Genomic DNA, 10,869 nt, shown 5'->3' with positions numbered 1-10,869 from the left:
TTTCAACATTCGGCGCTGGTTTTTTGTGGGTGCTGTCCAATCCGCGAAAGCAAGCTCTGCATGACCGCGTGGCCAACACGGTGGTGATTGATGTTGCAGCCACGGTCAGCAATTTACCGATAAAGAAATGAGAGCGGGTTCCGCAGGTCAGATGCGTCCGACACTCCCTCACCTGATGGACACATTGCGTCGGTGATGCAAGAAATCGCATGACCGGCATTGCATTAACCAGGCGGCGACCGTTGGCTGTATTGAGCCCAGTCGCCGTCGGCACCCTTGCCGGTACTAGCAGTATGTGAAGTCGATGTTTGTGCGTCGAACCTATGGGTTTCACCACCGAATGGAAACGCCCCGCTTTTGGGAGCGCTTCCATTTCAGGCCTTCAGCTTGTTCTTGGGTCGCTGCTACCTTTAAGTCCAGGAAGTTCCGTTATCGCAAAGCTTTCCTGACTGGAGTCGAGCTTGGACGTACGCGTTCGCAGCAACGTTACGGTTCAGACTATCTACGACGAGAGCTGCATTCTCCGAGTGCGCACGTTGCACCAATGCCCGTGCAAACTTATGACTTAACGAGGGTCGCCAAAGGCGGCGAAATAGCGACAGGCTCTCAATAACCAGTCCAGTTTTGTTTTCGTGGGACGCTTCCAGAAAAGTTTGCTCTCAAAAAAACGCTTGCTGTTTGGCACAGCAGGAACAAAGCAGCAGCTTCAGCTTGTCTTCAGCCGCCCTAGCTATAACGAGTGATGCGAAATGCATTAACTGTCGGACTCTTGAAATGTACTCGACGCGAGTCGAGCAAAGAAACCGGAGCGCAGCCCGTTTTCAGGACAGTTTACAGTTCGCTCGTTCAGGACGCGTTGAAGACGCTGATGTGCCCTGCACACGATTCGACGCGGTGCGAAGACAGCAATTCGCACGGTGCGTGCGGTTGAGGAATGCCTCAGGCCAACTTGTTGAGCCACTGCCGCCGGCACCGCGTTTACCGCCGTCCGCACCTCCTTGCGTGCTGCCCACACGGTCCGGCCTTCTCTAGAACATGCTTTGGAATGTGAGAGGTCTGTCATGAAAGACGCTCGTTCTCTCCTGTTTTCCCGTCGTGGCTGGCTCAAGACCGCATGCGGGGTTGCTGCTGGCGCTGCTCTTGGCAGTCTGGGCCTGTTGTCACGGGAAGCCCGTGCCCAAGGGTCCGCGACCATTTACCCGATTGACAACTGGCTGAATGTGCAGGGCACTGCAATTAACTGCAGTGTGACCTGCCAACTCCCGCCGACACCGGACTTCGTTGACTGGAATTCCCGTGAAGTAGCACTTCATAACGCACCGACTCCCCCAATTTACGTCGCGACAGTCGACTATGCAGACTTGGAGAACCAGCACGTCTTCGGCGGGGCATTGGGTACGAAAATCGACAAACAAAACAGCAAGGTCATCGTGCAACCGCTTTCGGACGGCAGCGGTAACGTCCAAGTCAGGGTGTTGCTCTACACGCAGAATGCGAACACCTGGGTAATCCCGTTGCATCTTGTGGACGGTGTGGTCACGCCTTCCTTTGGGGCTCAACTTTTGGGCAACGACGTCTTTTTCGGTCTTCGTGATGCCAGCTTGCCGCTTTCCGGCGCATGCCTAGGAAACTCGTTTCTCGATGTCACCTACGTCACGTCGGCGAGCAAGCCGTTCGTCGACCTGGTGACGTTCCTAAGTACGCCCGGCCTGCAAACCGCCAACTTTCGGGCGCAGGCAACCGGACCTTTCACTCCGATTTACTTATCCCAGAATGGGCTTCCTAGCGGCACCCGGGGCCGGTGCACAATCAGCGAAACAGGCCTTCTTTCCGTCACGAGCAATTCACACAGCCGGGTCTCCCTGGATAGCTTCCCAGCCGAGGTGATTGATTTGCATCCGGTCGGGTAGTAGTGCTGGAAAGATGGGCGGTGCTGGTATGCCACCGCCCTATGCGTCAGTAAGCCCTGCCTCGATGGAGGCCATCGTGGAAATTCAAGCTGTCGCGCGCAGTGAATGCACGTCCAGTCTGCAAATTTCTCGTTGTGGGACGCTCCGTGATTACGGTTCTCACAAAAGACGGTTGGTCTGGAGGTCACCATGAAAAACCTGGTCCCGCTTATCACGAGAGCATCGCAGGCATCGGCAATCATCACATTTGTCAAAACGGCATCAGGAAGTATGGCTCCGCGAGGCAGAAACATCCGCGTGCGTAGAGTCACAGTATTGCTCTCTGTTTTCTGCGCGGCGCTGCTTGCAAGCCCAACCGCTTGGTCACAGGCTGCGCAGCGAACCAGGATAGCCTTCCATGTGCCTGAGCAGAATTCGAAGTACACGGAGCAACACACATTGGACATCGGCGACATGCCCGGCCATACGATACGCCTGTTCGAGATTCATCGAACTTTCCCGGACGACCCGCCTGCGTTTGCTGGTGTACCAGTGAAAGACTACTGGACACGCGGCGAAAGTGACACTTTGAGTGGCAATGGCCCGGTTTGGACTTACGCGGTCTTCAACATGGCGAATGGGGACAAGATTTTTGGTCGATCTGAAGGCGTAGCGCAAGCAACGGGCGGTCAATGGACCGGCAAGAGAACTGTCGTGGGCAACCTCGTGCTCACGGAGGGGACAGGAAAGATGCGTGGCATTCGGGGCACATTGCGCGTTTTGACCAACGTCGACCTGTCAAAAAGCCTGAATGACACGAAGTACGAGGGCGAGTACTGGATGGAAAAATATTGACACACTGCGCATTTGGCGCAGGAAGCAACCAGCTGTGGAATAGGAGACGCATCGTGGCAACTTATATCAGCCTGTGGAAGTTCACGGACCAGGGCATCCGCACAGTGAAAGACACCGCGAAACGAGCCGACATAGTGAACGAGATGGCGCAGAAAGCCGGCGTGACCGTGAAGGGCATCTATTGGACTTTGGGCGCCTACGACGGCGTATCCCTTTTCGAGGCCCCAAACGAAGAAGCCATTACCGCTCTTGGACTGGCATTCGGCGCACTGGGCAGTGTGCGCACGCAGATTATGCGTGCGTTCTCGCTCGATGAGATTAAGGGAGTCCTCAGCAAATTACCTTGAGCGCAATAGGACCAGTGTGAAGCCTGCCTACGGGCGGCAACTGGTCGCGGACAAATACCAACAGCTTGCGCGTTCGCTGACAGTCCTCGTTGGCTGCAACGAAGAACAATGTCATTCGTAGAGGCGTCCGGCGCTGGTCGCCTCAGCACTTACAGGAAGTTACGCTGGAAACCGCATGGTTTCCCCTATCGTCGCTTGGATTGGCCACGATTCGTTTTTCAAACCATTGGTCGCCCGATGGGTGGGGGCTCCCTAATACAACTTGCGGAAACGACACGGTCATGGAAGCAAAAGACTATGACGGCAGACCTTCGACGCATCGTGGTCACAGGCAGCCCCTGACGTTGAGCGCGCAGGAGCTCGCGACGCTCTTGCGCCTGCGCAACGTGTCGGTCTTGACGGACGTTGAACGCGGGATGTCATTGCGCTACAGGAAGCAGGGCTGGTCCATCTCATCGCATCAGAAGACGGCGACACCGCATTGTCGCTGACCGTCGACGGAAAGGTATTATTGCGCATGCTTGGCGCCGAGCCAGCTGAACGAGCAAGTCAAGTATCTCTGCCTTCGGGGTCGAAAAAATCGGAGGTCTCGTTATCATGGACGACTCCGGAACCGTAGCATCGCGGGCAGAGCTGCCACCGCTCTCCGTCGCATTTCGGGCACGTGATGGTGCTGGACGTGTGAGACACGTCTGAAACAGTCTCGATTTCGGTTATCTGCACCTTTCCCGTCCCGTCACATTTTTCGCACGTGATTTTCCCTTGGCCACCACATTGCTGACAGGTAGTCATCGTCTCCCCTCCTGGTGGCTAGGTGTAGATGCCCATACTACTCCGAGCTCCGAGCACCCGAGAACATGAAGCCAGATGCTGGCCTCCGCGAACTCGCACAGTACCTTGCCGGGTGACGAGTACTTGTCGGCGTGGGTACTGGGCCAATTGTGCTTTTTTTTGAGAACACGTGGCGCATCTACGCGGCGGCCAGCGCCACGTGAAGCATTTGTTAGCACCTCGGCTCGCGCGGATTGATGCGGATGATGCGGATGATGCGCGACGCGTTGTCACTCATCATGCGCACAGTCGGAATCGCACGTATCGCGCCGAGCTCAACGGACGACGAGCCTTGACACGCCGGCGAGCCACCGCGCCAGGCTTGCAGTGGCCGTCAGGCCCGGTCGTCAACCCAGTCGAAGTCGACGAACATAAGAACGTTGGGGCGCGCCATGGCCCCGCATCGCAGGCGCATCGGCAAGGGACTCTGCAAGCGGCAGGCTTGTGCATCGACGAGGGGTCAACCGAATCGGCGGCCCAAGCCTGCCGGCTGCGACCCTCGTCGCACTGCAGATAGTGGATGGGGTACAGCGCGAGCCGGTGGCCGTAGAACCCCCAGCCAATTGTCAGCATGGGACGTGTCAGGAATTTCGTGTGCTGAGGCCGGTTAAAAATCTCAGCTGATGGCGGAGGTGAATCGCTCGCCGAACAGAATGGCGAACTGATTGACTGCTTGCCGCCAGGTGATAGGCGGCATCTTCCAATCCTTTTCGATGTTGCGCAAGGCCAGATACAGCAGTTTGCTGGCGGCTTCGTCGCTCGGGAAGTGGCCGCGGTTCTTGACGATCTTGCGCAATTGCATGTGCATGCTCTCGATAGCGTTTGTCGTATATACGATTCGACGCACCTCGGGCGGATAGGCGAAGAAGGGGATTACCTGTTCCCATTGGCGCTGCCACATGGCCGCGACGGTAGGGAATTTGCGCCCCCACTCGTTTTGCGCAAAGGCGTCGAGCGCCGCTGCCGCCGCCTCGGCCGTGGCGGCCTGATAGATCGGCTTGATCGCGGCAGCCAGCGGCTTGCGATCCTTCCAGCTCGCCAGATTCAGCGAATTGCGGATCAGATGCACGATGCAGGTCTGGATTTGGGCAGCCGGATAGACCGCCTCGATCGCTTCGGGGAAGCCGCGCAACCCATCGACCACCGCGATCAGGATGTCGTGCAAGCCGCGGTTCTTCAGCTCGTTGAAGACCTTCAGCCAGAACTTGGCGCCTTCGGTTTGCTCGATCCACAAACCCAGTACTTCCTTGCGGCCGTCGGCGCGGATGCCCAGCGCCAGATAGACCGCCTTGTTCTTGACCGTGCCTTCGTCGCGGATCTTCAGCCGCAGCGCGTCAAAGTACACGATCGGATACATGGCCTCGAGCGGCCGTTGCTGCCACTGCTCGACGTCGGCCAGCACCTCGTCGGTGACCGTCGAGATCAGGTCGGGCGAGACTTGCAACCCGTACAGTTCCAGCAAATGGCCCTGAATCTCGCGAACGCTCATGCCGCGCGCATACATGCTGATCACGTGGTCGTCGAAACCTGGCAGCCGGCGTTGGTACTTGCCGACCAACTGCGGCTCGAACGTCGCCTGTCGATCGCGCGGAATATCCAGCTTCAGTTCGCCGTTGGGCGTCAGGACCGTCTTGGGGCTGGTGCCGTTGCGGTGGTTACCGGCCCTGCCTTGCTCGGTCTCGGCTTCCAGATGGTGGCTCAACTCGGCCGCGAGCATGCGCTCGGCCAGTTGCTTCTTGAGCTGGCCGGCCAGCCCCGATTCGCCCAGGATCGACTCGGCATCCTTGCCCTGAACCTGGGCAAGCAACTGATCGATCAGCTCATCGGGAAACAGCTTCGGTGCCTTCGGATTCTTGCTCTTCTTGGTCACAGTTGCATCGGTCATAGGACGTTAGTTCCGTTATCGTCTCATGACATCAGCACACTAAAAATCTGACAGGCTCTCAGCATGCGGCGCATCGCCGAGGGCGAGGCAACCACTTCGAAGCAATTGCCTGAAGCTGTACGGTCTCAGCCGTTTGGTTGAGCCGACGTTGGTAAGCAATGAGGACCGTGTCAGCGTTATTCCTTGCCTGGATAAGCGCAACGAAGGCTATGACTACAATGTCGACGCGACCGGTCCGATAACGCGGTCTCCTGCGGACGCGCATCGTCGGTTTACGGTACCGCGGTCCACCGCACAGAGGTGCCTCTTCACGCTGCGTGTCAGCGTGCCGTGTCCGACGGCGGTTCTCGACCTTCCAGCTCTCTCTGGTACGCCTCCGCCTCACGCAACTCGGCCTTCAACCACTCGATGTACTCAGCGACCGCACGCTTCTCTGCCTCCCTGCTCTCCCTCAGCCCCCACCAAGGCTGCCCCCACGCGGAAAAAGGGCCTACGAACGCAAAGGCTCCGCCGCATGGCCCGCCAAACCGAAATCCTCGCATCATGTTGGTGCTCCCGGGAACTGCATGATTCAACGATAGCGCAACTGCGTATGCTTGGCGACCACAGCACACGCTGCTGCGCCAGCGGCCCGCCAAGCCTGGCGCTGCGCGTCGCCATGCTCTCGACCAGGTCCTTGATTTCAACCAGTTCATCGAGAGCAATCTGACCGATGGCCTCGAGTAAGTTGACGGCCTCTCCACGAGCTCTTCTTGCTTCTCACAGGCCGGAAACAGTCCACCCAACCCTCGAATGCACCCTCACGCCGGCGCCGCCACGCCACAGTTGCATCCAACCGGCCGAGTCGCCCGTATATGCAGCAAACGCAGCGCAGTCGGCCTGTGCGATTAGAGGCACTCTTCTCGTTGAGTCAATCGCGCAATGGCGGTGTCATTTAGGACAGCGGTCTGCGACTTACACGTATTCCCATGGTGTTCACGCCGCAAGCGTCCGCGTTTCCGGGGTGAATCCACCGTTTGTGTACCGCCGCTACGCAACCGGTCCGTCGATAGCGGCACATGGAGTCTCGACCCGACCCAGGCGTGTCGAACTTCCAGGAGACAAATCATGAAGCATCTGACATTGAAAATCGTCCTGCCCTGCGGCATCGTTGCTGCAATCTGTGCGTCGGGAGCCGCATTTGCAATGGGTGGCGGCAACGGCAACGGTGGGAGTGGCGGAGGCAACGCCCATGGCGCGGCGACCGCCGGCATGACGTACCACGGAGACCCTGTCCCGAGCCCGCTGGATGCGATGTCCGGCAAAATCGAAAGCAGCACAGCCGGGTATGGCGGTGTGTCCGGAAGCACCAGTGCAAGCGGTGGCTTAATCCGCTCGGGATGGGCTAGCTGTGGTCATCTGCCCCAATGCAACGTCGACAACGGCCACTAAACAAAGAAGTCGAAAACGGTGGAGGCTTTCGCGGATTAGCTTGCCTCATCCGCGAAAGCCCCTGCCGTGCGATGGCCGGCAAAATCACGGTCGCTTGGCGCGCCGCAGCCTGAGGCTACTGGCTTCCGCGAACGAATCGCACGCCGCCATCCAATTCCAGCACAACGGGTTCGCCGCACGAATCGCAATTTCCCGGTTCTCCCTCGTGCGAATCATCGTCGAGATACACATCGCCAGCATGGCCGCATGCCTTGCACCGATAGACGTAGAGGACCTGCTCGTCGGTTTTCATGATGCCGCTCCTTGCCTGAATGCTAACGTTCAGTCAGTGATGAGCCCGGCGATGTCGACGCTCGACGCGGGCACATGCAGTCGACGGGCCACGGCCGGCCTTGCACGCTCAGTCAGGCTGGCGCCCTGTTCGGGCGCTGGCACGCGTGCGATGAACTCCACCTGGCCGGAGGTGCGCTGCGAGTTTTTCCTCACCGTATGGCTGGCCCTCACCCAGATTCTCTCAATCGACATCGTGCCTTCCCCCACCCAAGCTTGCCCGCCAGGTTGGCGCCGTGCCCGTGACAGGACGGCAGACGGGTAGCGCGCTCAGTTTAGCGCCGCCCGGCGCGCATCAGGCGCACATGAAATCCCCACATGGAAGGTGGGCTCGGCAGACCCTGATACTTCAGACAAACCTGGGCGGCAAACAGCACCGCTGCTCACGCCTGCGTGCGGCATCGAGTGCGCGGCCCGTCAACAGCCTGAGCTTGAATCGCTTGATTTCCGCGGCGAGCGATGCGCAACACCAGCTCGGCCAGTTCCCGAGCACGGTGCTCGAGCGACGGCACATACACGGTATTGATGCTAGACATCACCGACCCACCGTATCGGCCAATCCACGCTCGAAATATTCCGTTCCAGAACTCACAAGCCCAAAGTCAACATCCTGGTCGCCCGCCGCGTTGATGAGATGAGGCGCGAAATCGTCAGCGACAACCCGCCAACGGCGGTCGCCTTCAGACTTGCTGGAGGGAAACGTGCGAAACGTAAATGACCAGTCACTGCGTCGTCAGGTCGAAAAATGGCTCGCGCCGGGTTCAGCGACACCGGTTCATGTGACCGAATTCGGTCGTACGCGACTTGGACGGCGACGTTATGTGCGCGTCGAGACGTCGTCAGCAGGTGGAGTACGCGAATTGTTTTTCTTTCGTCACGACGACGGCAGCTGGTGTGTGTTTCCGCCTACCACCGCCGGCCTGAGGCCAACCCAAGAGCGGCCCGTTGCGCAGGTAGCCGCCGCCTGCTCTGCACAAGGCCCGTCGGTCCCCGCGGTCACTTGAAATAAGCCACGGTAAAAACAAAAAAAAGCGACTACCACAACAAAGCCGTACTTCACCGGAAGGTTCAGTTGGAGAAGCTTCGGGTCATGCAAGATTCACCCTGCCGGCTCGCGCCACATGGACCACACTGGAGGTCCTTCTCGCAGTTCCGTGATGGGCAGCACGTCAAATCCGAATTTCCAATAAAACGGCAGATTGCGGGGCTCGGCGGTCTCGAGATAAGTGCCGACCTTATTCTGGTCGCAAACGCGAAGTCCGGCCGTCAACAAGGCGCTTCCAACGCCGCCGTCTTGCCTGGCTGGTTCTACGCCCAGTACACCGAGATACCAGAATCGTCAACCGACAGGGTGCATTTGCTCAAGATGCGTCAGCACACGCAATGCTGCCGGGAATCTCGTGACACCGGTGGCCAGCATCATGCGCAGCAATAACCTCAAGTGTTCAGTTAGCGACAGTGGGTAACGCCGTGGAGGCAACCAGAGGACCGCAGCGGTCCGGTCATCGTTGGTGGAAACAAGACCCTACTGCTCAAAGACGCGAAGATAGAGTCGATAAACCGATACCAACCTCTTTCGGCGAATCGCGTCCTCCGGAAAGACATACTGGGCAAGAAGGTCTCTGGCAAACGCCCGTGCCGGCATGCACGCTACCGCCTCCCTCTCCGACGAGACGGTTCTTTGACAATCGACGCTTACGCCAACGAAGGCTCTTCGTCACCGAATGGAAACGCCCCGTTTCTGGGGCGCTTCCAATTCAGGCTCTCGACTTGTTTTTGGGTCGCTGCTTGGTCATTTGAGGGTTTTTCGCGCCCTGCGCCTTTCCGGCGGCCTTCGCCGGCGAGGCTACCTTCTTCTTGCTCGACATTTCGGCTTCAGCCGCGTGAGCAGGCGAGGCCTTTCTGGGCGATGGCATGATGTACTCCTTATTTCTCGTGCCGTTATGGCACCTTTCCACAATAGGTGGTGTGCTGGCGAGAATCAAGGGTCGAAAGCAGCGTAACCAGAGACGCTCGGCGAAAATCTGTCGAGTCCTGGAGGCACTGCGATGGCGTGCCGGTTCGTTTGTCGCTACGGCGTTACGGCCGCAGACTCTCGCCTGGAGGAACGACTTGCAGCGTGACTGTCTTCAGTTCGACCGACCCGCGCGTGCCGCCACTATCCGTCGGCGTTCTTAGGATGGTCGCACCGGGGATGACGGTGGCCGCGTTCGGCTCTCGTGTTTCCAGCGTTCTTCCTGTGGCCAAAGGAACTGCTCGAGACGGACCTTAACCGCAAGGTGCTTGCGTCAACCGTTCAGCACGACCTCTTTGACGGCAACCGTGACGGCTGGAAGGCGTATGTCGCCTACATGCGGAAGAAGGTGAGCTGGTTTGGGACTGGGCTTCCCGAGATACAATGCGACGCCTTGGAAGAAACGGCGCCAGCTGCGGCTAACGACGCCAGTCCGGTGGAAGCATGGAACTGTAGCGTGGGAGTCCGGAACCTGGACGGGAAATATCAACGTACCGGACGAGCAGACCATGGACATCAGCGGAAACTTCCTGCTCATCGCACAGATGGCAGGCTCTACGTTGCGTATCAAAGCGCACACATGGAACGTGAATCCCGCGACGCCTTGACCAGTTGCAGCTATTGAGCGGCAGGTTGCGCTCCGGCGGATGGGCGGGCATCCAGAAGGCCTTTCGGCGCGTGGCCGGACTGAGGGAACGCGCTTGGCTCGCAAGCTTTTTCTCCGGCTACGCTCCTGACCGCAAACCGGCGTTAGCTCTCCAGTGAAAACGGTGAGCCGCCAGTGTTTTCCTCGAACCACTGAAACGCGTCTCCAGCGCTGATAAAGCTGACACGTTCGCGCATGGCCTTGAGCGTTTTGACCTGCTCCTTGATGTCGGAAGGCGGGCTGCCATACGCATTGAGTACCGCTTTCCCCGCTAGTACCCGTTCCAGTCTCGTGTTCTCGAGCTCGAGCGTGACCTTGAAAAATCCTCGCGAGATAGCGTCGTCTGTAAGGCTGTCGTCCGCCACGATGACCTGTACCGAGGTATCCGAGTCGGCAGCATCACCCCACAGAGTCGCAGTATCAGTCAAGTCCGCACCGATAAGTTCACCAGCCCGAGCATAACCGTCCTGCACGCTAGTATCCCGAGTTAAAAAATGATTGCCTTATTTGCGTTATGTACTAACCTGGCTTGCAGGGTTCGCAATTGAGCGAGGCAATGATGAGAGGAAGACCGAAAGCGCCACTGGTCTTGAGTGCGTCGGAACGAGAACAGCTCACGGCACTGACAATGCGACGCAAGA

General features: G+C 58.5%; 11 protein-coding genes. 6 read left to right on the top strand and 5 right to left on the bottom strand.

The annotated features are described in order from the left end of the window. The first annotated feature begins 1,061 nt into the window (after positions 1-1,061). The 3 genes from BN2476_RS46075 to BN2476_RS39970 all read left to right on the top strand — a co-directional run bounded on the left by BN2476_RS46075 (position 1,062) and on the right by BN2476_RS39970 (position 3,091). Positions 1,062-1,910 carry a hypothetical protein gene (locus BN2476_RS46075; protein ID WP_143811165.1) on the top strand — a complete coding sequence of 283 codons (849 nt, stop codon included), beginning with the start codon at positions 1,062-1,064 and terminating at the stop codon, positions 1,908-1,910. Positions 1,911-2,099: 189 nt separating this feature from the next. Beyond that, a complete protein-coding gene (locus tag BN2476_RS39975) occupies positions 2,100-2,744 on the top strand; it encodes a hypothetical protein (RefSeq protein WP_235851176.1) in 645 nt (214 codons plus the stop codon). A 53-nt stretch (positions 2,745-2,797) separates the two neighbouring features. Next, on the top strand, positions 2,798-3,091 hold the full coding sequence (locus BN2476_RS39970; protein ID WP_087739682.1) for a GYD domain-containing protein: 294 nt from the start codon (positions 2,798-2,800) through the stop codon (positions 3,089-3,091). A 549-nt stretch (positions 3,092-3,640) separates the two neighbouring features. Here BN2476_RS39970 and BN2476_RS50110 read toward each other — a convergent pair. Then, positions 3,641-3,883, bottom strand: a complete 243-nt coding sequence (locus BN2476_RS50110; RefSeq protein WP_500045042.1) for a hypothetical protein — start codon at positions 3,881-3,883, stop codon at positions 3,641-3,643. Positions 3,884-4,538: 655 nt separating this feature from the next. Further along, positions 4,539-5,807, bottom strand: coding sequence for an IS256 family transposase (locus BN2476_RS39965; RefSeq protein WP_087739681.1), 1,269 nt, complete (start codon positions 5,805-5,807; stop codon positions 4,539-4,541). A gap of 1,107 nt (positions 5,808-6,914) precedes the next feature. Here BN2476_RS39965 and BN2476_RS39955 point away from each other — a divergent pair. Beyond that, on the top strand, positions 6,915-7,238 hold the full coding sequence (locus tag BN2476_RS39955) for a hypothetical protein (protein ID WP_087739679.1): 324 nt from the start codon (positions 6,915-6,917) through the stop codon (positions 7,236-7,238). A 115-nt stretch (positions 7,239-7,353) separates the two neighbouring features. On the opposite strand, the gene BN2476_RS46065 is transcribed toward BN2476_RS39955, so the two are convergent. Together BN2476_RS46065 and BN2476_RS39950 are read right to left on the bottom strand one after the other, a co-directional pair. Then, entirely contained in the window at positions 7,354-7,530 is a 177-nt protein-coding gene (locus BN2476_RS46065) for an FmdB family zinc ribbon protein (RefSeq protein WP_143811164.1), read from the bottom strand. A gap of 29 nt (positions 7,531-7,559) precedes the next feature. After that, complete coding sequence (locus tag BN2476_RS39950; RefSeq protein ID WP_143811163.1) at positions 7,560-7,763, bottom strand: hypothetical protein; 204 nt, start codon at positions 7,761-7,763, stop codon at positions 7,560-7,562. Between the two features lie 506 nt (positions 7,764-8,269). Between BN2476_RS39950 and BN2476_RS48850 the strand changes: the two genes are divergently transcribed. Both BN2476_RS48850 and BN2476_RS50030 read left to right on the top strand, forming a co-directional pair. Beyond that, positions 8,270-8,572 carry a hypothetical protein gene (locus tag BN2476_RS48850; RefSeq protein ID WP_235851175.1) on the top strand — a complete coding sequence of 101 codons (303 nt, stop codon included), beginning with the start codon at positions 8,270-8,272 and terminating at the stop codon, positions 8,570-8,572. Positions 8,573-8,658: 86 nt separating this feature from the next. Further along, a complete protein-coding gene (locus BN2476_RS50030; RefSeq protein ID WP_235851174.1) occupies positions 8,659-9,003 on the top strand; it encodes a hypothetical protein in 345 nt (114 codons plus the stop codon). Positions 9,004-10,332: 1,329 nt separating this feature from the next. Here BN2476_RS50030 and BN2476_RS39920 read toward each other — a convergent pair. After that, positions 10,333-10,701, bottom strand: a complete 369-nt coding sequence (locus tag BN2476_RS39920) for a hypothetical protein (RefSeq protein ID WP_087739675.1) — start codon at positions 10,699-10,701, stop codon at positions 10,333-10,335. Positions 10,702-10,869 lie beyond the last annotated feature (168 nt).

Source organism: Paraburkholderia piptadeniae, assembly GCF_900007165.1.
GTDB classification, from domain to species: Bacteria; Pseudomonadota; Gammaproteobacteria; order Burkholderiales; family Burkholderiaceae; genus Paraburkholderia; species Paraburkholderia piptadeniae.
The sequence above is the reverse complement of the archived record's forward strand: the minus strand, read 5'-3'. Positions and strand labels throughout refer to the sequence as shown.

What these genes read in the sequence shown, in the direction of transcription:
- BN2476_RS46075 (WP_143811165.1), top strand. Translation starts at nt 1,062, where the DNA reads ATGAAAGACGCTCGTTCTCTCCTGTTTTCCCGTCGTGGCTGGCTCAAG.
- BN2476_RS50030 (WP_235851174.1), top strand. Translation starts at nt 8,659, where the DNA reads ATGCAAGATTCACCCTGCCGGCTCGCGCCACATGGACCACACTGGAGG.
- BN2476_RS50110 (WP_500045042.1), bottom strand. Translation starts at nt 3,883, where the DNA reads ATGACTACCTGTCAGCAATGTGGTGGCCAAGGGAAAATCACGTGCGAA.
- BN2476_RS46065 (WP_143811164.1), bottom strand. Translation starts at nt 7,530, where the DNA reads ATGAAAACCGACGAGCAGGTCCTCTACGTCTATCGGTGCAAGGCATGC.
- BN2476_RS39975 (WP_235851176.1), top strand. Translation starts at nt 2,100, where the DNA reads ATGAAAAACCTGGTCCCGCTTATCACGAGAGCATCGCAGGCATCGGCA.
- BN2476_RS39965 (WP_087739681.1), bottom strand. Translation starts at nt 5,807, where the DNA reads ATGACCGATGCAACTGTGACCAAGAAGAGCAAGAATCCGAAGGCACCG.
- BN2476_RS39950 (WP_143811163.1), bottom strand. Translation starts at nt 7,763, where the DNA reads ATGTCGATTGAGAGAATCTGGGTGAGGGCCAGCCATACGGTGAGGAAA.
- BN2476_RS39955 (WP_087739679.1), top strand. Translation starts at nt 6,915, where the DNA reads ATGAAGCATCTGACATTGAAAATCGTCCTGCCCTGCGGCATCGTTGCT.